Raw genomic sequence first — 22,134 nt, 5'->3', positions numbered from 1 at the left:
ACTTAAACCAGCGCAGCCTGATAGCGCGCTGCGACTTCAGGCCAATTGATCACGTTGTAGAACGCGTTGATGTATTCCGGACGACGGTTTTGATAACGCAGGTAATAGGCGTGTTCCCAGACGTCCAGACCGAGGATCGGCGTGTTGCCGTTCATCAGCGGACTGTCCTGGTTGCCACTGCTTTCCACGACCAGAGTCTTTTGCGGCGTGACGCTCAACCACGCCCAGCCGCTGCCGAAGCGAGTCAGCGCGGCTTTGGTGAAGGCGTCCTTGAAACTGTCGAGGCCGCCCAGTTGTTCATCGATGGCCGTGGCCAGCGCACCGTCAGGTTTGCCGCCGGCGTTGGGCGCCATGACTTCCCAGAACAGCGAATGGTTGGCGTGGCCGCCGCCCTGGTTGATCACTGCAGCGCGCAGTTTTTCCGGGAGTTGCTCGACGCTTGCCACCAGTTTCTCCACCGACCACTCGGCAAACTCGGTGCCTTCGACCGCAGCGTTGAGGTTGTTGATATAGGTCTGGTGGTGCTTGGTGTAGTGGATTTCCATGGTTTGCGCATCGATATGCGGTTCCAGGGCGTCGTAGGCATACGGCAAGGCAGGCAGGGTAAAAGCCATTTCAATGGACTCCATGTTGAAGGGGGACAGGCTGATGCCGGGGCGACGCAGCATCCATGTGCAGCAAACGATGGGTGCGCGGGTATTCGCCGTGTTCACTGATGAAATTCAGCAATTCGACGTAGGTTTTGCTGCTCTGGCGCAATGCGGCCTCGCGCAGGGCCGGTGCCAGTCGCGGGTCCTGCATGGTCTGCAACAGCCGTTGATGGATCGCGCACAGGTACTCGGCGCTCTCCTCCGGCTGGTTCAGACGCAAATGCAGGTCCGCCAGGTTGTGGTGGGAAATCACGCAAGCGGCCACCGCTTCGTCGGCATCCGCCCAGCGCTCGAACAACACCTGGGCCAGCGCCAGTGCCTGCAAGTAAGCCTCGCGGGCATCGACAAACTCGCCCTGCATGAAATGGCGATTGGCCCTTTCGATCGTGCGTTTCCAGTGCTCCATGGTGTGCCTCCAAAGCGGTAGCGGTGATTACACGCCGCCTGCGGTGAGCTTCTCTGGGTTGAGTAATTCTTCCAGTTGGCTGCGCGACAGGTCGGTGTGTTCCAGGGCGACATCAATCACCGGACGGCCCTGCTGATACGCCTTCTTGGCGATCTCCGCGGCTTTTTGGTAACCGATGATCGGGTTGAGTGCGGTGACCAGAATCGGATTGCGTGCCAGCGCTTCCTTGATCCGGGCCTCGTTGACCTTGAAGCTGGCGATGGCTTTGTCACCCAGCAGGCGGCTGGAGTTGGCCAGCAGCTCGATGCTGCTCAGCAGGTTCTGGGCGATGATCGGCAGCATCACGTTCAGTTCGAAGTTGCCCGACTGACCGGCGATCGTGATCACGGTGTCGTTGCCGATCACCTGAGCGGCGACCATTGCCGTGGCTTCCGGGATCACCGGGTTGACCTTTCCCGGCATGATCGACGAGCCCGGCTGCAAGGCTTCGAGTTCGATTTCGCCGAGGCCGGCCAATGGCCCGGAGTTCATCCAGCGCAGGTCGTTGGCGATTTTCATCAGCGACACGGCGGTGGCCTTGAGCTGACCGGACACCGCGACCGCCGTGTCCTGGGAGCCGATCAGCGCAAACAGGTCCTTGCCTGGCTGGAATTGCACCTGGGTCAGTTTGCTCAGTTGCTGACTGAACAGCGCCGCGAACTGCGGATGCGCGTTGATCCCGGTGCCGACTGCGGTGCCGCCCTGGGCAAGGGATTGCAGGCTCGGCAGCAGGTCTTGCAGATGGCCAATATTCGCCTTGAGCTGTTGCGCCCAGCCATTCAGCACCTGGCTCATGCGCACAGGCATGGCGTCCATCAGGTGCGTACGGCCGGTTTTGACATGGTGATGGACCTGCTCGGCCTTGTGCTCAATCACTTGCACCAGGTGCACCAGCGCCGGCAGCAATTGTTCATGCAAGGCCAGCGCGGCACTGACGTGGATGGTGGTCGGGATGATGTCGTTGCTGCTTTGGCCACAGTTGACGTGATCGTTAGGGTTCACCGGCTCGCCGAGCAAACGGCTGGACAGGGTGGCGATCACTTCGTTGGCGTTCATGTTGGAACTGGTGCCGGAACCGGTCTGGAAGATATCCACCGGGAAATGCTGCATGAAGTCGCCTTCGAGCAAGCCTTGCGCCGCATCGACGATGGCTTTGCCTTGGGACTCGCTGATCTGCTTGAGCTCGACGTTGGCCCGGGCAGCGGCGGCCTTGGCCAGGATCAATGCGCGAATGAACTGCACCGGCATCGGTTGGCCGCTGATCGGGAAGTTATCCACCGCACGTTGGGTTTGCGCGCCGTAGAGGGCGACCTCCGGGACTTGCAGCTCGCCCATGCTGTCGCGTTCGATACGAGTGTTACTCATCGGGAAATCCTTGCACCAGTTCTATGAGGGGAATCGAGGGCTGCAACTCGCAGGTCGCCAGTTGCCAGGTGTAGCTCTGCCAGCGTTTGAGCCGGCATTTACACAGGGAGAGACGTTCAAGTTCGCGCAACGGGCGCCAGGCCTGGTCGAGACAATAAGTGCGCCAGTGCCACGGCAGCGCGACATCGGCGGCGGTGTCGAGCAGCAAACGGAAGGAAGTTTCAGCGATGGTCCAGGGCGAGGTTGCCGTACAACAGGCCAGATACCGGCCTTCGGCCAAGTAATGTTCGATCAGGCGCGGCTCATCGGGATCCATCGCGCAACGGATCTGGCGACTCATCCAGCGCCAGCTTTCGAGGTACGGCTGCTCGTGCAAGGCAGAACTCATAATCCGGGCTCATTCGGTAATGAGATTTATTATTAGATGATAATGAGAACCAAAACAACCCCGAAGACATACACAGATCCATGTGGGAGCGGGCTTGCTCGCGAAGGCGGTGTGTCAGTCACCATCATTTGCGGCTGACCCGCCGCCTTCGCGAGCAAGCCCGCTCCCACATGGGGACTCGTGTATGGCCCATAAAAAAGGCGCGCCATCCGATGGGATGGCGCGCCTTTTGTGTAACGGTCGGGGCTTAGCTACCCGCCACCGTCATCCGCTCGATCAACACCGAACCGGTGCGAATGTTGCTGCGCAGTTCCAGATCATTGCCCACCGCAACAATCTGCTTGAACATGTCGCGCATGTTGCCGGCGATGGTCACTTCCTGGACCGCGAACTGGATTTCGCCGTTCTCGACCCAGAAACCCGCCGCGCCACGGGAGTAATCGCCCGTGACCATGTTCAGGCCCTGGCCCATCAGTTCGGTGACCAGCAAGCCACGGCCCATGCGGCGCAGCAGCGCGGCCTGGTCTTCGTCGCCATGGGTGACGAACAGGTTGTGCACGCCGCCGGCGTTGGCGGTGCTCGGCATACCCAGTTTGCGACCGGAATAGGTGCCGAGGATGTACGACACCAGCACACCATTTTCGACGAATGGTTTGGCGTAGGTCGCCAGGCCATCGCCATCGAACGCCGAGCTGCCCATCGCGCGCATCAAGTGCGGACGCTCATCGAGGGTCAGCCATTCCGGGAACAGTTTCTGCCCAAGGGTGCCTTCAAGGAACGACGATTTGCGGTACAGGCTGCCGCCGGACACCGCCGACAGGAAGCTGCCGAACAAACCACCGGCCAGTTCCGCCGAAAACAGCACCGGCACTTCGCAAGTAGGCACTGGACGCGCGCCCAGACGGCTCGCCGCTCGTTGTGCGGCGCGTTGACCGATGCTCACCGGGTCGGCCAGCAAGCTGCCCTGACGGCTCACGTCGTACCAATAATCGCGCTGCATCTGGCCTTCGGCCTCGGCGATCATCACGCAACTCAAGCTATGGCGGGTCGACGCGTAACCGCCGATAAACCCGTGGCTGTTGCCGTAGACGCGGCAACCCTGATGCGTGCTGAGGGTGGTGCCGTCAGCGTTCTTGATCCGGCTGTCGGTGGCAAACGCCGCCGCTTCACAGCTCAGGGCCATCTCGATGGCTTGCTCGGGAGTGATATCCCACTCGTGGAACAGGTCGAAATCCTGCAGATCCTTGGCCATCAGCGCGGCGTCTGCCAGGCCCGAAGCTTCGTCTTCAGAGGTGTGCTTGGCGATGGCGAGCGCGGCGGCCACGGTTTCGCGAATCGCGTCGGGACCGCTGGCCGAGGTACTGGCCGAACCTTTGCGCTGGCCGACGTACAAGGTGATGCCAAAGCCCTGGTCACGGTTGAATTCGACGGTTTCGACTTCCCGCTGACGCACCGACGTGGACAGGCCCTGCTCCAGCGACACCGCGACTTCACAGGCACTGGCACCCTGGCGCTTGGCTTCAGCGATGATCTGCTCGACTTGCTCTTGCAGTGCCGGCAACGCTTGTGGGCCGACGCTTTCAACTGCACTCATGCTGTTCTCCACTCAAATTCTGCTTTCGGCTGGGGCCTTCGAGCGACCGGGCCGGACAAGCGGCCCCCGACTGGTTATCATGGCGGCGTTTCTTTGCGGACGGCCACCATGGTTGATTCTTACGACGACTCCCTCGATACGGGAGAAAAAAGCAAATCCCAGGTTAAACGCGAGCTGCATGCTCTGGTTGACCTCGGCGAACGCCTTACAACGCTCAAGCCTGACTTGCTGGCAAAACTGCCGTTGACCGACGCTATGCGCCGGGCCCTGGCCGATGCGCCCAAGCACACCGCGAATATCGCGCGTAAACGGCACCTTATGTTCATCGGCAAGCTGATGCGCGATCAGGACACTGACGCCATTCTGATGTTGCTCGATCAACTCGATGCCTCCACCCGGCAGTACAACGAACGTTTCCATGGCCTGGAACGCTGGCGCGATCGCTTGATCGCGGGCGACGATGCAGTCCTGGAGAAGTTCGTGCTCGACTACCCGGAGGCTGATCGTCAACAGTTGCGCTCCCTGATCCGTCAGGCCCAGCACGAACTGGCGACCAACAAGCCACCGGCATCGAGCCGTAAAATCTTCAAGTACATCCGTGAGCTGGACGAGACTCAACGCGGTCTTCGTTAACGTCCGACGGCATCTCGTGTAGGAGCTGCCGCAGGCTGCGATCTTTTGATCTTGCTTTTGATTTTGCAAAGATCAAAGTCAAAAGATCGCAGCCTGCGGCAGCTCCTACATGGGATACGTATTTCTTCATGCGCCTGTGCCACCCACAGTAATCGCATCGATTTTCAGCGTTGGCTGGCCGACACCCACCGGCACCGACTGCCCATCCTTCCCGCATGTCCCCACACCGCTGTCCAGCGACAGATCGTTACCGACCATCGACACCTTGCTCATGGCTTCCGGCCCGTTGCCGATCAACGTCGCGCCTTTGACCGGGGCGGTGATCTTGCCGTCTTCGATCAGGTACGCCTCGCTGGTGGAGAACACGAATTTGCCGCTGGTGATGTCCACCTGACCACCGCCGAGGTTGGCGCAGTAGATGCCACGTTTCACCGAAGCGATGATTTCTTCCGGGTCGCTTTCGCCCGCCAGCATGTAGGTGTTGGTCATCCGTGGCATCGGCAGGTGCGCGTAGGATTCACGACGACCGTTACCGGTGCGGGCCACGCCCATCAGGCGCGCGTTGAGCTTGTCCTGCATATAGCCCTTGAGTACGCCGTTTTCGATCAGCGTGGTGCACTCGGTCGGGGTGCCTTCGTCATCGACGCTCAGCGAACCACGGCGACCGGCCAGGGTGCCGTCATCGACGATGGTGCACAGCTTGGACGCAACCATCTCACCCATGCGCCCGCTATACGCGGAGCTGCCCTTGCGGTTGAAGTCGCCTTCCAGGCCATGGCCAACCGCTTCGTGCAGCAGCACACCAGACCAGCCCGAACCCAATACCACCGGCAACGTACCGGCCGGCGCCGGAATCGCTTCCAGGTTCACCAGCGCCTGACGCAAGGCTTCACGGGCATAACCCATGGCGCGGTCATCGCTGAGGAAATAACGGTAATCGGTACGCCCGCCGCCGCCATGACCACCGCGCTCGCGACGGCCATTCTGCTCGACGATCACGCTGACGTTGAAGCGCACCAGCGGTCGCACATCCGCCGCCAGGCTGCCGTCGGTGGACGCGACAAGAATGCGTTCCCAGACCCCAGCCATGCTCACGGTGACTTGCTGGATACGCGGGTCGAGGGCGCGGGTCGCGACGTCGATGCGCTTGAGCAGGTCGACTTTCTCGGCGCGGGTCATCACTTCCAATGGGTTGTCCGGCCCGTACAACTGGGCGACATCCTGTGTGGTGAACGCTTGCACCGTGCCGTTCTGCCCGGCACGAGAAATCGAACGGGCCGCACGCGCCGCCGCGCCGAGCGCTTCGAGGGTGATGGCATTGCTGTAGGCAAAACCGGTTTTCTCACCCGATTGCGCGCGCACGCCGACGCCTTGGTCGAGGTTGAAGCTGCCTTCCTTGACGATCCCGTCTTCCAGCGCCCAGGACTCGGAAATCTGGCCCTGGAAATACAGGTCGGCAGCATCGATACCCGGGCCGGCCAGATCACCGAGCACACTTTGCAGGCTCTCGATGGTCACGCCGCCGGGCGCTAACAGGTGGTCACTGACTGAGGACAACAACTCGCTCATATGCTTTACGCCTTAAATTCATCGTTCTGAGGCAGGTCGCTGGGCGCCCTGCGAGAAAAAGCGCCGGTGACTGGACACCGGCATCCGCGCCCTGATCGACGCCTGTTCGCTGCTATCGCGTTCGGCCAGCAGCACGGCCTCGCCTTGATCCTGTTGCGCCACCACGCGACCCCACGGGTCGACAATGGCAGCGTGTCCATAAGTTTCACGCGGCCCCGGATGGGTACCACCCTGGGCGGCCGCGAGTACATAACACTGGGTTTCGATGGCCCGTGCGCGGATCAGCACATCCCAATGGGCCGCGCCGGTCACGGCGGTGAAGGCCGACGGCGCGGTGATCAGCTCCGCTCCGGCGGCACGCAATTCGCTGTACAGCTCAGGGAAGCGCAGGTCATAACACACCGTCAGGCCGACCCGACCGACGGGCGTGTCTGCCACCACCACGCCACTGCCATAAGCATAGTCATCGGATTCACGGTAACGCCCGCGATTGTCCGCTACGTCCACGTCGAACAGGTGCAACTTGTCATACCGTGCAACGGTTTCGCCCTGGTCATTCACCAGCAGCGAGCAGGCATGCACTTTCGCCATCGGTTGATCCACCGGCGGCAACGGCAAAGTGCCGGCGACTATCCATAACTTGAGGGCGCGGGCGGTCTGTTTCAACCACGGCAGGATCGGACCTTCACCCAACGCCTCGGCGCGGCCAATATCGGCGATGTCGCGACGGCCCATGGCCGCGAAGTTTTCCGGCAGCACCGCGAGCCTCGCGCCAGCGTTCGCCGCTTGTTCAAGCAGACGACGGGCCTGGGCCAGATTAGCCAGCACATCGCTCTGGCTGACCATTTGAATCACCGCTACAGACATGGCCATTTCCCTATTCGAATCAACACAAGACCTGTAGGAGCGAGGCTTGCCCGCGAAGGCGTCTTGCCTGATACACCGCAGTGCATCGATTCGCGGGCAAGCCTCGCTCCTACAGGGGTTAGCGTTGGAGCATTAGAATCTTACGGCCATGCTACTCCATAGCCCCGGAGAGTGGCTTTTGAAAAAGAGCATCAAAAAGGCTTGTCCAGGGTGATCTTCGGTTCTTTCCATGGGCCTTTGACGGTGTATTTGACGCTGGCAAAACGCGCCACGCGGTCGCCAATCAGCTTGTCGATCAGGAACAGCGCGCCACCAATGGCCGGCGCGCCGACAATCAGCGCGGCAATCGGCAGGTTGTTGGTCAGTGGCAAGGTCACCAGCAACTTGGCATCGACCTGATCGCCGACCAGATCGAGCGTGCCATTGAGCTCAAGGTTGCTCGACGGGCCAGTCAACAGGATCGGCTCACGGGTCACGTAAACCCCGTTGCTCGCCACTAGCAGGCCTTTGACCCGGTCGTAACTCAGGCCCTTGCCAAACAGGTCGGAGAAGTCCAGACGCAGGCGGCGGCCGATGGAATTAAAGTTGAGCAGGCCAAACACCCGCAACGCCTGGGCGCTGCCCTCGACTTCAACGAACTGACCTTTGTTCAGCGAAGCGTCGAGGCTGCCGGAGAAACGCTTGGTGGCCAGCCACGCCGGCGAACCGGGCCAGCGACCGTCGACGTCCATGTGAAACTCTTCACTGGTCACGCTCGGCGCAAAGCCCCAGCCCTTGAGCACGTCGGCCAGGTTTTTGCCGCTGATCCGGCCCTTATACCAACTGCTGGTGGCGCCCGGCGTGCCTTCCCAACCACCGCTGCCCTGCAACAGGATGCCTTTGAGGCCCATGTCCAGCGTATTAAGCGCGATGCCCTTGGCGGTCGGCCGGACTTTCAGCGACCAGCCGCCCATCAGGTCAGTGCCCTGGAACAGCTGATTGATCGTGATATCCAGCGCCGGGATCTTGCTCGGGTCCACGGACGCCAAGGGGTCTGGCGAGTTTTCGTCGGCCAGCACGGTCGGATCGGGCGCCGGCAACCGCACGTATTGCAGATTGATCGCAATCGGCGCGGCTTTCGCGTCGGGGATGTTCACATTGCCCTTGGCCTGCTGACTGTCGAGTTGCAAAGCCCAGGCTGACGGCTTGCGGGTCAACTGCACCGAGGCTTGATCGAGGGTTGTACCGAAGCCGCTGAGCTTATCGACCTTGAAGTCCGCGCCGCTGAGCAACTGCTTGGCACTGCCGCCCGGATCCTGGCCGGCATACTTGTCCGCCAGATCCTTCCACGGGCCGACATCCAGCTCCGACAGCACACCACTGACGCGCAGGCCTTTGTTCGCCGGCAACACGGCATTGCCGCCACCGAGGAACAATTCGCCGCGACCGTCGGCAAAATTACCGGCAGGTGCTGCGAACGTGAAGTTCGCCAAGTCGCCATACGTGACCCAATAACGCCGCTCCGGCCCTTGCAGGGTCATGCGGAACACCGTGTCACGGCCCACGTCCGCCGCCATGCCGAACGGCGCAGGCAAATCGACGGCGACGCCTTTGAGGTTAGAGCTGACGATCAATTGACTGTCGGCGCCATTGAGGTTCAGTTGCATCTGGTAAGGAACGACGCCGGATACCGGTAACGGCTGAGTCACGTTCAACCAGTCGGTGAGTTTCTTCACCTCGACCTGACCGGAGGCGGTGACCCGGGTATCGAGCTTGCCCGGACTGCCATCGGCGAAAATTTGCGCGGTGACCGGTTTGTCGAACGCCTTCGCAGTGATGTTCTGCCCGCTCAGGCCCTTGCTGCTGTCGAAGCGGAAATCGCCCTTGAGCTGCGTCAGTTCCAACGTCGGTTCGGCCAGTTTCAGCCGCGCCTTGTTGGTCTTGAAGTCGACAATAATCTTGGGCTGATCGCCCTTGGCCAGCGGGATATCGAGCTTGAGTTTGCCCTGCAAATCGCCCTCACCTTCCCAACCGGCGAAGGTGTCGGCGGTGCCGATTGGCGCTTGCTGCAGAATCTTCAGGCCATCGCCCAAGCCGCCGGCAAACCCGCCATCGAGGAACATGTGGACGTTCTGCCCGGCCGGCGCGTGTGGAATATTGACGTAGACATCGCTGACCTGGGTGTCGAGCAACTGGCCTTTGCTGGCCAGAATGCGCACGCCGCTGTCTTCGATAAACACATCGCCACTGACCTTGCTGACATGCGGCCAACCCGGCTGGAACGCCAGTTCGGCGTCGTGCACCTTGAAGAAGAGGCTGATGCTGCGCGCGGTATCTTCGGCGCCATGGTTCAGCGAACCCTGGTACTGGAAGAAACCCTGATCCACCGCGCCTTTGAGGATTGCCGTGCGCAGCCATTCGTCCAGCGCCGGGCTGAGCACGGTCGGCAGGTACTTGGCGGTGTATTTGCCGTCGCCGTCCACCAGGCCGACCCGCAGGTCCATGTAGTCTTCCTGGGTGTGGTCGAAATGCAGGCGGATCAGGAAGTCGCCGGCAATCTTGCCCTCTTCGCCCAACACCTTCAGGTACGGCGCGATCAGGGTGAAGCCTTCTTTATCAAGCTTCCAGGTCAGCCGGGCATTGGCCTGAATGTATTGCCATGGCTTGGCGAAAATCGGGTCCAGGTGCAGGGAAAAATCCTTGCTGTCCATGCGCAACTCGCCGTGACCAAGGTCGCCGCTGATGCTGCCACTGACATTCCGCGCCGCCGGTGCGCCGTGATAGGCGTTGAAACCGACCCGCTCCAGGTTGGCGGCGAAACTGAATTTGCTGTCGTCAGTGGCGTTGGGCCGCATGTCGATCAGCACGTTGCGCAATGCACCGGTGACCTTGAGTTTATCCACTGCGGTGGCAACGCCTTCAGGCAACGGTCCCAGTGCATTGAGCAGCGGCGTGAGCGGCGTAAGGTCCAATCGATCGGCTTGCAGGTGCCAGAGTTCTTCGGTTTTGTCGGTAGCGACGCTTTGCTTGAGTTGCAGATGGGTTTCCCAGCGGGTGTCGCCAAAATTCATCGACAGGGAATCGAGGGTCACCAGAGCGCCTTCGTCGCTGCGCTGGAAGTAAGCATTGAGCGCGAGGTTGTTGAGCTGGATTGGCTTGCGCTCGGCGTAGGCACCCTTGATTTGCGGAGCATTCAGGCGAATCGCCGCGCTTTGCACAGCACCTTTGTCCCAGTTCAGCCACAGCTCGCCACCGGCCTTGATCTCGGAGAAATTCCATTGCCGGGTCAGGCGTGCGGGCAACCATTTCGACCAATCGCTTTGCGGCAGGCTCAGGTAAGCCTCCGCCGCACCGTCCTTCCAGGCGCTGGCCCGCACGCGGGTGCGCAGGCTCATGGCCACGGGTTGACCGTCGGGCAGGGTCAGGCGCGCATCGAGGCGTTGACGAGAGGCGCCGGTTTTCAAATTGATGCCAACGTAGGTCAACGTCAGCGGAGGATGATCCACCGGTTGCAAGGTGATCTGGCTATCGAGAATCGACAGCTGTTCGACCATCTGCATGCGATTGAGCAACTGCTCCGGGTCCATTGGCTGGTCTTGCTGCACCGGCAGACCTTCCAGCGCCCATTTACCATCCTCGCCTTCCTTGAGGCTGATCTTCAGGCCATTGAGCTCCAGGTGAGCAATGCGCACTTCACGGGCCAACAAACTGGCCCAAAGGTCGGGCACGGCACGCACGTTATCCAGGCGCAGGGCATTGGTGCCCGCACCGACCGTCACGTCGTGGGCCAGCAGAATGGGTGCAAAACCGCTCCAGTTGCCCTCAAGCTTGCCGATTTGCAGCGGCATGCCCAGCGCGGCACTGGCCTTGGTCTCGACGTCGGCGCGGTATTCGGCCACCAGCGGCGTCAGTTCCCGACCGAGGCTGACGTACAACGCCATCAGCACCAGAACCAACGCACACAGGCCCAGTCCCCAGCGGGTCAGTGCGGCCAAAATGCGTGTCAGACGGTCCATGTCAGGTGGCTCCCATGGCAAAAATACTGCAAAAAGCTGAGGCCAGCCGTTCTAGTCGCGGTGAAACCTGGAGATTCAGAGCAGCACCACGTCGTATTGTTCCTGGGAATACATGGTTTCGACCTGAAAACGAATGGTGCGACCGATGAACCCTTCCAGTTCGGCAACGTTGCCCGACTCTTCGTCGAGCAAGCGATCCACTACTTTCTGATTCGCCAATACACGATAGCCTTCCGCCTGATAGGCGCGGGCTTCGCGGAGGATTTCGCGGAAAATTTCGTAGCAGACCGTTTCCGGTGTCTTCAGCTTGCCGCGCCCCTGGCAACTGCTGCACGGTTCGCACAACACTTGCTCAAGACTTTCGCGGGTGCGCTTGCGGGTCATCTGTACCAGGCCCAACTCGGTGATGCCGATGATGTTGGTCTTGGCGTGATCGCGTTCCAGTTGCTTCTCGAGCGTGCGTAATACCTGGCGCTGGTGCTCTTCGTCTTCCATGTCGATGAAGTCGATGATGATGATCCCGCCGAGGTTGCGCAGGCGCAGCTGACGAGCGATGGCGGTGGCAGCTTCGAGGTTGGTCTTGAAGATGGTTTCTTCGAGATTGCGATGGCCGACGAACGCCCCGGTGTTGACGTCGATGGTGCTCATGGCTTCCGCCGGGTCCACCACCAGATAGCCGCCAGACTTGAGCGGCACTTTGCGCTCCAGGGCTTTCTGGATTTCGTCTTCGACGCCGTACAGGTCGAAAATCGGCCGCTCGCCCGGATAATGCTCAAGGCGATCAGCGATTTCCGGCATCAGTTCGGCGACGAACTGTGTGGTTTTCTGGAAGGTTTCCCGGGAGTCGATACGGATCTTCTCGATCTTCGGGCTCACCAGGTCACGCAAGGTACGCAGGGCCAGGCCGAGGTCTTCGTAGATCACGCTCGGCGCGCTGATGGTTTGGATCTGGGCGTTGATCTGGTCCCACAGACGGCGCAGGTAGCGAATGTCCATGAGGATTTCATCGGCACCGGCACCTTCTGCGGCAGTGCGCAGAATGAAGCCGCCGGCTTCCTTGATGCCCTCTTTGGCCACGCAGTCGGTGACCACTTGTTTGAGGCGTTCGCGCTCGGCTTCGTCTTCGATTTTCAGGGAAATGCCGACGTGCGCCGTGCGCGGCATGTACACCAGATAGCGCGACGGAATCGACAGCTGCGTGGTCAACCGCGCACCTTTGGAGCCGATCGGGTCCTTGGTGACTTGCACCACCAGGCTCTGGCCTTCGTGCACCAGGCTGCTGATGCTTTCCACCGCAGGGCCTTCACGCAGGGAGATTTCCGAAGCATGAATGAACGCGGCACGGTCCAGGCCGATGTCGACGAAAGCCGCCTGCATGCCCGGCAATACCCGCACAACCTTGCCTTTATAAATGTTGCCGACGATGCCGCGCTTTTGTGTGCGCTCGACGTGAACTTCTTGCAGGACACCGTTTTCAACCACCGCCACGCGCGATTCCATCGGCGTGATGTTGATCAGGATCTCTTCACTCATGGCAGGGTCTCGTTCAGGCATGTTCACGATAATGGCCGCATCTAGTCAGTACGACGCTCAGCGCGCGTTAAGGGTTTGCCAACAGGGTATGCCGAAATGGCCGAGCAGTTCTGCGCTTTCGCACAGCGGCAATCCAACCACCGCCGAATAGCTGCCATCGAGCCCGGCGACAAACACTGCGCCCAACCCTTGAATGCCATAGCCGCCGGCCTTGTCCCGGGGTTCGCCGCTGGCCCAGTAGGCCGCCGCTTCCTCGCGACTGATGCTGCGAAAACGCACCAGGCTGCGCACCACACGCGATTCGCAACGCTCGCCGTCAAGCACGGCAATCGCCGTCAGGACTTCGTGCTCCTGCCCCGACAACATCATAAGCATGGCGCACGCATCGGCTTCGTCCACTGGCTTGCCGAGAATTTTCCCGTCCAGCACCACGGCGGTATCCGCACCCAATACGCAAAATGCTGTGTCGGACGCGACCGTAAGGCGCCCGGCCTCGGCCTTGCCGCGCGCCAGACGCTCGACATAGGCCGATGGGGTTTCGTTGTGCAAAGGGGTTTCATCGATGTCCGCACTGATGGCGGAGAACGGCACGCCGATCTGCGTGAGCAGTTCACGTCGACGCGGCGAGCCTGAGGCGAGGTACAGCAATTTCATCCAGACATCTCCCTGTTTAGTGCCCTGCCTCACAAGTACTGTTCCTTTTTGGCGGCGTCTGTTGTTGCCATACTGCGTTGCCGCTCCTCGCCATAGCCAGCTATGACTCGTCGCGGCGCCTTGTTTGGCAACAACAGCCACTCGCCAAAAAAGGAACGTACTTGCGAGGCAAGGCACCGGTACGGGCACATGCCTGACCGAATTAGTTGATCTTGTAGCGCCGACGCAAGCCACGCAAACCGAAGCTGATCCACGGCCAGAGCAGTGCGCTCACCAACGCTGGCAGCACCAAAGCCAAGGTTGGCTGGCGGTTGCCGGTCAGGGCGCTGAGCCACAACTGGACCAGTTGGGCCAGGCCGAAGATCACCAGAAGCACCAGGCACTGCTGCCACATCGGGAACATCCGCAGGCGCTGTTGCAACGCCAGCACCAGATAGGTGATGAGCGTCAGGATCAACGCGTTCTGGCCAAGCAAGGTGCCATAGAGCACATCTTCAGCCAGCCCCAGGCAAAACGCGGTGACCATGCCGACTTTCTGCGGCAGGGCCAACGCCCAGAATGCCAGCAGCAACGCCAGCCACAGGGGACGCAGGATTTCCATGAATTGGGGCAACGGCGAAACGCTGAGCAGCAGGCCGATGGCGAAGGTCAGCCAGACGATCCAGCCGTTCCGGGATGAAGTAGCACCCGCCATTATTCTCTTCCCCCAGTGGTGGCCGGTGCAGAGACAGGCGGTTTGGCAGCGGGCTTCGCAGCAGCCGGTTTGGCGACAGGCTTGGCCGGATGAGTAGGCTTGGCCGGTGTCGTTGCCGCAGGTGGCGTGGCTGCTGGCGCGGTGGCCGGCGCAGCAACGGCCGGGGTCGGCACGACCGCAGGAATCGGTTTAGGCACCGTGGCCGGAATGATCGGCCCGCCACCGTGCTGATCCAGCGCTTCCTGAGCCTGGGCGGCGTCATTGGCGCGTTCTTCTGCAGTGCGCCCATCGCTGAACACCAGCAGCAGATAACGGCTGCGGTTCAAAGCGGCGGTCGGCACGGCGCGGACGATAGCAAATGGCTGGCCGGAATCGTGGATCACTTCCTTGACCGTCGCCACCGGGTAACCCGCCGGGAAGCGCTGGCCGAGGCCGGAGCTGACCAGCAGATCGCCTTCTTTGATGTCGGCGGTGTCGGCCACGTGACGCAGTTCGAGGCGCTCAGGATTACCGGTGCCGCTGGCAATCGCCCGCAGACCGTTGCGGTTCACCTGCACAGGAATGCTGTGAGTCGTATCCGTCAGCAACAGCACGCGGGAGGTGTACGGCATCAACTCGACCACTTGGCCCATCAGGCCACGGGCGTCGAGCACCGGCTGACCGAGGATCACACCGTCGCGCTCACCTTTGTTGATGATGATGCGATGCGTGAAGGGGTTGGGGTCCATGCCGATCAACTCGGCCACTTCGACCTTCTCGTTGACCAGCGCGGAGGAATTGAGCAACTCGCGCAGCCGGACGTTCTGCTCGGTGAGGGCGGCAAGCTTTTGCATGCGACCCTGCAACAGCAGGTTTTCGGTCTTGAGTTTTTCGTTCTCGGCAACCAGTTCGGTACGGCTGCCAAATTGGCTGGCCACACCTTGCCATAGCCGCTGCGGCAGGTCGGTGATCCAGTAAGACTGCATCAGCACCAGCGACATCTGACTACGCACTGGCTTGAGCAGTGTGAAGCGGGCATCGACGACCATCAGCGCGACCGATAGCACGACCAGCACCAACAAGCGCACGCCCAGTGAGGGGCCCTTGGCGAAAAGCGGTTTAATAAGCCGCTCCTCCCAGGCAAATGTTCTCTTTATTCATACGGCATCAAACCGGCCTGGATGCAGACTGACAGAAGATAAACGCAACAGGCAGCACTGCAAAGTGCTGCCTGCGCGCTCACAGCATAGATGCAACCCAACGACTTATTCGCTGGAGAGCAGGTCCATGGTGTGTTTATCCATCATTTCCAGGGCACGACCACCGCCGCGAGCCACACAGGTCAGCGGGTCTTCGGCAACGATCACCGGCAGACCGGTTTCCTGGGCCAGCAACTTGTCGAGGTCGCGCAACAAGGCGCCACCACCGGTCAGTACCAGGCCACGCTCGGCGATATCGGAAGCCAGTTCCGGCGGCGATTGCTCCAGGGCACTTTTCACAGCCTGAACGATGGTGGCCAAAGACTCTTGCAGAGCTTCCAGCACTTCATTGGAGTTCAGGGTGAATGCGCGTGGAACGCCTTCGGCCAGGTTACGACCACGTACGTCGACTTCACGTACTTCGCCGCCCGGGTAGGCCGTACCGATTTCCTGCTTGATGCGCTCGGCGGTGGATTCGCCGATCAGGCTGCCGTAGTTGCGACGCACGTAGGTGATGATCGCTTCGTCGAAGCGGTCGCCGCCAACGCGTACGGATTCGGCGTAAACCACACCGTTCAGGGAGATCAGCGCGATTTCAGTGGTACCGCCACCGATATCGACAACCATCGAACCGCGTGCTTCTTCAACCGGCAGGCCGGCACCGATCGCAGCAGCCATCGGCTCTTCGATCAGGAACACTTCACGCGCACCGGCACCAAGGGCCGATTCACGGATGGCACGACGCTCCACCTGGGTGGATTTGCATGGAACGCAGATCAGCACACGAGGGCTAGGCTGCAGGAAGCTGTTTTCGTGAACCTTGTTGATAAAGTACTGCAGCATCTTTTCGCAAACGCTGAAGTCGGCGATAACGCCGTCTTTCATCGGACGAATGGCTGCAATGTTGCCCGGCGTACGGCCGAGCATGCGCTTGGCCTCGGTGCCGACAGCAACGACACTTTTCTGGTTACCGTGTGTCCGAATAGCCACAACCGATGGCTCATTCAGGACGATTCCGCGCTCGCGCACGTAAATAAGGGTGTTGGCAGTGCCCAGGTCAATGGAAAGATCGCTGGAAAACATGCCACGCAGTTTCTTGAACATGGGAAAGGGACCCTAGGCAACGCGTGGGTAAAAAAGTGCGGCAAACTCTAACAACGACAGGGATTTTGGGCAAGGCGCCAATATGTTAAATTGGCCGCTTTTCTGTGCACCAACCCCCACAATCGCGGCCTTATGACCGTAGAAATGCGGTAGTGTTCCGACAATCTAACACACGGACGCCGTCCGTTCTGTTTTCCACTGGAGAATCGCAATGGCGCTTGAACGCTCCGACGTGGAAAAAATCGCTCATCTGGCCTGCCTTGGCCTGAATGATGCCGATCTTCCACACATCACTTCGGCCCTGAACAGCATTCTCGGGCTGGTCGACGAAATGCAGGCAGTCAATACCGATGGTATCGAGCCGCTGGCCCACCCACTGGAAGCCAGCCAGCGCCTGCGCGCAGACGTCGTGACCGAGACCAATCATCGCGAGGCCTATCAGTCCATCGCACCAGCGGTCGAAAACGGCCTGTACCTGGTTCCGAAAGTCATCGACTAAAGGGAAAGAGCCTGCAATGCATCAAATGACTCTGGCCGAGATCGCCCGCGGACTCGCCGATAAAAAGTTTTCTTCCGAAGAGCTGACCAAAGTCCTGCTGGCGCGCATCGCCCAGCTCGATCCGCAGCTCAACAGTTTCATCAGCCTCACCGAAGACCTGGCGCTCCAGCAGGCGAAAGCCGCTGACGCACGCCGGGCCAATGGTGAGAGCGGCGCCCTGCTCGGCGCGCCGATCGCCCATAAAGACCTGTTCTGCACCCAGGGCATCCGCACCAGCTGCGGCTCGAAAATGCTCGACAACTTTAAAGCACCGTACGACGCCACCGTGGTTGCCAAACTGGCCGCCGCCGGTGCCGTGACCCTTGGCAAGACCAACATGGACGAATTCGCCATGGGTTCGGCCAACGAGTCGAGCTACTACGGCGCGGTGAAAAACCCGTGGAACCTGGAGCACGTGCCGGGCGGTTCGTCCGGTGGTTCGGCAGCCGCTGTTGCCGCTCGTCTGTTGCCAGCCGCGACCGCCACCGACACCGGCGGCTCGATCCGCCAACCGGCTGCGTTCACCAACCTTACCGGCCTGAAACCGACGTACGGTCGTGTTTCGCGCTGGGGCATGATCGCTTACGCCTCCAGCCTTGATCAGGGCGGCCCATTGGCGCGCACCGCCGAAGACTGCGCGATCCTGCTGCAAGGCATGGCCGGTTTCGATGCGAATGACTCCACCAGCATCGACGAACCCGTGCCGGATTACAGCGCCAGCCTCAATGGCTCGCTGCAAGGCCTGCGCATCGGCGTGCCGAAGGAATACTTCAGCGCCGGTCTCGATCCGCGCATTGCCGAGCTGATCCACAACAGCGTCAAGGAGCTGGAAAAGCTCGGCGCCGTGATCAAGGAAATCAGCCTGCCGAACATGCAGCACGCGATCCCTGCGTACTACGTGATCGCCCCGGCCGAAGCTTCTTCCAACCTGTCGCGTTTCGACGGCGTACGTTTCGGCCATCGCTGCGAAGACCCGAAAAGTCTGGAAGACCTGTACAAGCGTTCCCGTGGTGAAGGTTTCGGCGCGGAAGTGCAACGCCGGATCATGGTCGGTGCCTACGCGCTGTCCGCCGGTTACTACGACGCCTACTACCTGAAGGCGCAGAAAATCCGTCGCCTGGTGAAGAACGATTTCATGGCCGCTTTCAATGAGGTCGACATCATCCTCGGCCCAACCACGCCGAACCCGGCCTGGAAGCTCGGCGCCAAGAACAGCGACCCGGTCGCTGCCTATCTGGAAGACGTCTACACCATCACCGCCAACCTCGCCGGTCTGCCGGGCTTGTCCATGCCAGCCGGTTTTGTCGATGGTCTGCCGGTCGGCGTGCAATTGCTCGCCCCGTATTTCCAGGAAGGCCGTTTGCTCAACGTTGCGCACCAGTATCAGTTGAACACTGACTGGCACACCCGCACCCCAACCGGCTTCTGAGGAGAAACACATGCAATGGGAAGTCGTGATCGGGCTGGAGATTCATACCCAGCTCACCACCCGGTCGAAAATCTTTTCCGGTAGTTCCACCACGTTCGGCTCCGAGCCGAACACCCAGGCCAGCCTGGTAGACCTGGGCATGCCCGGCGTACTGCCGGTGCTGAACCAGGAAGCGGTGCGCATGGCGGTGATGTTCGGCCTGGCCATCGATGCCGAGATCGGCCAGCACAACGTGTTCGCCCGCAAAAACTATTTCTACCCGGACCTGCCGAAGGGTTACCAGATCAGCCAGATGGAATTGCCGATTGTCGGCAAGGGCCACCTGGACATCGCCATGGAAGACGGCACGATCAAACGTGTCGGCGTAACCCGTGCGCACCTGGAAGAAGACGCCGGTAAAAGCCTGCACGAAGAGTTCAACGGCGCCACCGGCATCGACCTGAACCGAGCCGGCACGCCGCTGCTGGAAATCGTTTCCGAGCCGGACATGCGCAGCGCCAAGGAAGCCGTGGCCTACGTCAAGACGGTCCACGCGCTGGTGCGTTACCTGGGCATCTGCGACGGCAACATGGCCGAGGGTTCGCTGCGTTGCGACTGCAACGTGTCGATCCGTCCGAAAGGCCAGGTTGAATTCGGCACTCGCTGCGAGATCAAGAACGTCAACTCGTTCCGTTTCATCGAGAAGGCGATCAACAGTGAGGTGCGTCGCCAGATCGAGCTGATCGAAGACGGCGGCAAAGTGATCCAGCAGACCCGTCTGTACGATCCGAACAAGGACGAAACCCGTCCGATGCGCAGCAAAGAGGAAGCCAACGACTACCGTTACTTCCCGGATCCGGACCTGTTGCCCGTGGTCATCGAGAACTCGTTCCTCGACGACGTGCGCGCCACCCTGCCGGAATTGCCACCGCAGAAGCGCGAGCGCTTCCAGGCGCAGTTCGGTCTGTCGGTGTATGACGCGAGCGTCCTGGCCACCAGCCGCGAGCAAGCCGATTACTTCGAGAAAGTTGCGAGCATTGGCGGCGACGCCAAACTGGCAGCCAACTGGGTCATGGTTGAACTGGGCAGCCTGTTGAACAAACAGGGCCTGGACATCGACCAGTCGCCGGTTTCCGCCGAGCAACTGGGCGGCATGCTGCTGCGCATCACCGACAACACCATCTCCGGCAAAATCGCCAAGGTTGTGTTCGAAGCGATGGCCAACGGCGAAGGCAACGCGGACGAGATCATCGAAAAACGTGGCCTCAAGCAAGTGACCGACAGCGGCGCGATCTCTGCGGTGCTCGACGAGATGCTCGCGGCCAACGCCGAACAGGTTGAACAGTACCGCGCGGCAGACGAAGCCAAACGCGGCAAGATGTTCGGCTTCTTCGTCGGCCAGGCCATGAAAGCCTCCAAAGGCAAGGCCAACCCGCAACAGGTCAACGAACTGCTGAAAAGCAAGCTCGAAGGCTGATTGCAATGGAGCCAGATCTCAAGCCTGGCTCCATTCCCTGTGGGAGCGGGCTTGCTCGCGAATGCGGTTCGGCACTCAATACAGAGTTGACTGTCAGAATGCATTCGCGAGCAAGCCCGCTCCCACATTTGTTTTTGGAAGCTTTCAAATGAAGCGTCTACTCGGCGCCTGCGCCCTACTCTCTTTACTGGCCGGTTGCGCCAGCAACGACATCATCGATCCACACGGTTACGACAAGACCGGCACGGCGTCCTATTACGGCGCCAAACACCAAGGCAAACGCACCGCCAGCGGCGAGCGTTTCGACAAGAATTCCCTGACCGCCGCGCACCGCCAGTTACCGTTCGGCACGCGGGTGAAGGTCACCAATCTGAATAACGACAAATCCTGCGTGGTGCGGATCAACGACCGTGGGCCGCATACCCGTGGGCGCCTGATCGACGTGTCCCATGCCGCTGCAGTGCGGCTCGGCATGATCGGCAGCGGCACCGCCAAGGTTCGCGTGCAGGCCCTCGATGACTGACCCCCGTCACCACGGAGCCCGACCATTTACGGCCTAGAAGACATCCCCCTGCTGAGCGTGATCGAACTGCTCAGCGGCCTGTTTCTGCTGATCGCCGGCGCCGAGCTGATGGTGCGCGCCGCCGTGCGCCTGGCCGCGCGCCTGCATGTGCGGCCGCTGATCATCGGCCTGACCATCGTCGCCCTCGGCAGCAGCGCCCCGCAAATGGCCGTCAGCCTGCAAGCGATGCTCGCGCAAAACGCTGACATTGCCGTCGGCAGCGTAATCGGCAGCAGCATCTTCAACATCCTCGTCACCCTCGGCCTGTCGGCGCTGATCATTCCGTTGCGCGTGTCGCGGCAGTTGGTGCGTCTGGACATCCCGCTGATGATCGGCGCCAGCCTGCTGGTCTGCGTATTGGCCTGGAACGAAGAACTGACCCGCACCGACGGCGTGATCCTGTTGGGAGCACTGGTGTTGTACTTGGGTTTGCTGCTGCGCCAGTCGCGGCACTCGGCCCGGCCGCCATCGAGCGATGAATCGAAGGCGCAGGCGCCGTGGGTCAGCAGTCTGTTGATGATCGTCGCCGGGCTGGCGATGCTGGTGTATGCCGGGCATTTGTTGCTAGGGGCCGCGGTATCGGTCGCCACCGACCTGGGGCTGTCGGAGCGCATCATCGGTCTGACCATCGTCGCCATCAGCACGTCCCTGCCGGAACTGGCCACCTCGTTGATCGCCGCCTTGCGCGGTCAGCGCGAGATCGCCGTGGGCAACGTCATCGGCAGCAATCTGTTCAACCTGCTGGGCGTGCTCGGCTTTACTGCGCTGGTGGCGCCGTCGCCGCTGTCGGTGTCGCCTAACGCCCTGGCTTTCGACTTGCCGGTGATGCTCGGCGTCGCCGTGCTGTGCCTGCCGGTGTTCTATTCCGGTTATCGGGTGACCCGCGCCGAGGGCCTGCTGTTTCTCGGTTTGTACCTCGCGTACGGGCTGCATGTGGTGTCGTTCACTACTGGCATGCCGCTGGCCGGCAAGCTTGAACACTTGATGCTGATTTTCGTCCTGCCGGCGCTGGTGGCGTTCTTGCTGTTTACGTCGCTGCGCGCCTGGCGTCGCCAACACCACAAGAGGGATGTGCCATGACCGAAAACAAAAAGCCCGGCGTTGAAGTCCGCCGCCAAGTGATGGGCGATGCCTTCGTCGACCGCGCGCTGGGCAATGCCACCGAGTTCAGTCAGCCGCTACAGGATTTCGTCAACGAACACGCCTGGGGCAGCGTCTGGAATCGCGAAGGCCTGCCGCTGAAAACCCGCAGCCTGATCACCCTCGCCGCGCTGACCGCGTTGAAGTGCCCGCAGGAGTTGAAAGGTCATGTGCGCGGTGCGCTGAACAACGGTTGCACCGTGGAAGAGATTCGCGAGGCGTTGTTGCATTGCGCGGTGTATGCCGGTGTGCCAGCGGCGATTGATGCATTTCGCGCGGCGCAGGAAGTGATCGATAGTTATCAGAAGCCTGAGTAAATCGCAGGCATTTGTGGTGACTG

At 60.9% G+C, this 22,134-nt stretch carries 20 protein-coding genes; 7 read left to right on the top strand and 13 right to left on the bottom strand.

Going from position 1 to position 22,134, the window contains the following annotated elements:
• Nucleotides 1-2 precede the first annotated feature (2 nt).
• The 5 genes from LOY68_RS04685 to pmbA all read right to left on the bottom strand — a co-directional run bounded on the left by LOY68_RS04685 (nucleotide 3) and on the right by pmbA (nucleotide 4,442).
• On the bottom strand, nucleotides 3-614 hold the full coding sequence (locus LOY68_RS04685; RefSeq protein WP_054049917.1) for a superoxide dismutase: 612 nt from the start codon (nucleotides 612-614) through the stop codon (nucleotides 3-5).
• Between the two features lies 1 nt (nucleotide 615).
• Complete coding sequence (locus LOY68_RS04680) at nucleotides 616-1,056, bottom strand: hypothetical protein (RefSeq protein WP_163908422.1); 441 nt, start codon at nucleotides 1,054-1,056, stop codon at nucleotides 616-618.
• A 27-nt stretch (nucleotides 1,057-1,083) separates the two neighbouring features.
• A complete protein-coding gene (locus LOY68_RS04675) occupies nucleotides 1,084-2,460 on the bottom strand; it encodes a class II fumarate hydratase (protein ID WP_265043223.1) in 1,377 nt (458 codons plus the stop codon).
• Nucleotides 2,453-2,848: a FagA protein gene (locus LOY68_RS04670; protein WP_163908419.1), complete on the bottom strand. Its 396-nt coding sequence runs from the start codon at nucleotides 2,846-2,848 to the stop codon at nucleotides 2,453-2,455. The genes LOY68_RS04675 and LOY68_RS04670 overlap by 8 nt, the downstream gene beginning before the upstream one ends.
• Before the next feature lie 247 nt (nucleotides 2,849-3,095).
• On the bottom strand, nucleotides 3,096-4,442 hold the full coding sequence (pmbA, locus tag LOY68_RS04665) for a metalloprotease PmbA (protein ID WP_163908417.1): 1,347 nt from the start codon (nucleotides 4,440-4,442) through the stop codon (nucleotides 3,096-3,098).
• Nucleotides 4,443-4,550: 108 nt separating this feature from the next.
• On the opposite strand from pmbA, the gene yjgA reads away from it, so the two are divergent.
• Nucleotides 4,551-5,075: a ribosome biogenesis factor YjgA gene (gene yjgA, locus LOY68_RS04660; protein ID WP_054049927.1), complete on the top strand. Its 525-nt coding sequence runs from the start codon at nucleotides 4,551-4,553 to the stop codon at nucleotides 5,073-5,075.
• A gap of 126 nt (nucleotides 5,076-5,201) precedes the next feature.
• Here the strand turns inward: yjgA and tldD are convergent, their stop codons facing one another.
• The 8 genes from tldD to mreB all read right to left on the bottom strand — a co-directional run bounded on the left by tldD (nucleotide 5,202) and on the right by mreB (nucleotide 16,669).
• Entirely contained in the window at nucleotides 5,202-6,644 is a 1,443-nt protein-coding gene (gene tldD / locus LOY68_RS04655; RefSeq protein ID WP_163908415.1) for a metalloprotease TldD, read from the bottom strand.
• An 18-nt stretch (nucleotides 6,645-6,662) separates the two neighbouring features.
• Nucleotides 6,663-7,511, bottom strand: coding sequence for a carbon-nitrogen hydrolase family protein (locus tag LOY68_RS04650; RefSeq protein WP_265043217.1), 849 nt, complete (start codon nucleotides 7,509-7,511; stop codon nucleotides 6,663-6,665).
• 191 nt (nucleotides 7,512-7,702) lie between these two features.
• Entirely contained in the window at nucleotides 7,703-11,506 is a 3,804-nt protein-coding gene (locus LOY68_RS04645; RefSeq protein ID WP_265043215.1) for a YhdP family protein, read from the bottom strand.
• A gap of 75 nt (nucleotides 11,507-11,581) precedes the next feature.
• Nucleotides 11,582-13,039 (bottom strand): ribonuclease G, encoded by a 1,458-nt coding sequence (gene rng / locus LOY68_RS04640; protein WP_163908409.1) that lies wholly within the window; start codon nucleotides 13,037-13,039, stop codon nucleotides 11,582-11,584.
• A gap of 57 nt (nucleotides 13,040-13,096) precedes the next feature.
• Nucleotides 13,097-13,693 carry a Maf family protein gene (locus tag LOY68_RS04635; protein WP_265043212.1) on the bottom strand — a complete coding sequence of 199 codons (597 nt, stop codon included), beginning with the start codon at nucleotides 13,691-13,693 and terminating at the stop codon, nucleotides 13,097-13,099.
• Between the two features lie 202 nt (nucleotides 13,694-13,895).
• Nucleotides 13,896-14,387, bottom strand: a complete 492-nt coding sequence (gene mreD / locus LOY68_RS04630) for a rod shape-determining protein MreD (RefSeq protein ID WP_054049939.1) — start codon at nucleotides 14,385-14,387, stop codon at nucleotides 13,896-13,898.
• Nucleotides 14,387-15,442, bottom strand: coding sequence for a rod shape-determining protein MreC (gene mreC / locus LOY68_RS04625; RefSeq protein ID WP_413787188.1), 1,056 nt, complete (start codon nucleotides 15,440-15,442; stop codon nucleotides 14,387-14,389). Before mreC ends, mreD begins: the two co-directional genes overlap by 1 nt.
• Before the next feature lie 189 nt (nucleotides 15,443-15,631).
• Nucleotides 15,632-16,669: a rod shape-determining protein MreB gene (mreB, locus tag LOY68_RS04620; protein ID WP_002555108.1), complete on the bottom strand. Its 1,038-nt coding sequence runs from the start codon at nucleotides 16,667-16,669 to the stop codon at nucleotides 15,632-15,634.
• Nucleotides 16,670-16,880: 211 nt separating this feature from the next.
• Here mreB and gatC point away from each other — a divergent pair, with 211 nt between their 5' ends.
• The 6 genes from gatC (at nucleotide 16,881) to LOY68_RS04590 (ending at nucleotide 22,111) form a co-directional block, all read left to right on the top strand.
• Nucleotides 16,881-17,168 carry an Asp-tRNA(Asn)/Glu-tRNA(Gln) amidotransferase subunit GatC gene (gatC, locus tag LOY68_RS04615; RefSeq protein WP_007901429.1) on the top strand — a complete coding sequence of 96 codons (288 nt, stop codon included), beginning with the start codon at nucleotides 16,881-16,883 and terminating at the stop codon, nucleotides 17,166-17,168.
• A gap of 16 nt (nucleotides 17,169-17,184) precedes the next feature.
• Nucleotides 17,185-18,636 (top strand): Asp-tRNA(Asn)/Glu-tRNA(Gln) amidotransferase subunit GatA, encoded by a 1,452-nt coding sequence (gene gatA / locus LOY68_RS04610; protein ID WP_265043191.1) that lies wholly within the window; start codon nucleotides 17,185-17,187, stop codon nucleotides 18,634-18,636.
• Nucleotides 18,637-18,646: 10 nt separating this feature from the next.
• Entirely contained in the window at nucleotides 18,647-20,092 is a 1,446-nt protein-coding gene (gene gatB / locus LOY68_RS04605; protein ID WP_054049945.1) for an Asp-tRNA(Asn)/Glu-tRNA(Gln) amidotransferase subunit GatB, read from the top strand.
• A 148-nt stretch (nucleotides 20,093-20,240) separates the two neighbouring features.
• The gene (locus tag LOY68_RS04600; protein ID WP_163908404.1) at nucleotides 20,241-20,615 is read left to right on the top strand and encodes a septal ring lytic transglycosylase RlpA family protein; all 375 of its coding nucleotides are present in this window, start codon (nucleotides 20,241-20,243) and stop codon (nucleotides 20,613-20,615) included.
• Nucleotides 20,616-20,672: 57 nt separating this feature from the next.
• The gene (locus LOY68_RS04595; RefSeq protein ID WP_265043187.1) at nucleotides 20,673-21,734 is read left to right on the top strand and encodes a calcium/sodium antiporter; all 1,062 of its coding nucleotides are present in this window, start codon (nucleotides 20,673-20,675) and stop codon (nucleotides 21,732-21,734) included.
• Nucleotides 21,731-22,111, top strand: coding sequence for a carboxymuconolactone decarboxylase family protein (locus LOY68_RS04590; RefSeq protein ID WP_054049951.1), 381 nt, complete (start codon nucleotides 21,731-21,733; stop codon nucleotides 22,109-22,111). The genes LOY68_RS04595 and LOY68_RS04590 overlap by 4 nt, the downstream gene beginning before the upstream one ends.
• Nucleotides 22,112-22,134 lie beyond the last annotated feature (23 nt).

It is taken from the genome of Pseudomonas sp. B21-053, assembly GCF_026016365.1.
In the GTDB taxonomy this organism is placed as follows: Bacteria; Pseudomonadota; Gammaproteobacteria; order Pseudomonadales; family Pseudomonadaceae; genus Aquipseudomonas; species Aquipseudomonas nunensis.
The sequence above is the reverse complement of the archived record's forward strand: the minus strand, read 5'-3'. Positions and strand labels throughout refer to the sequence as shown.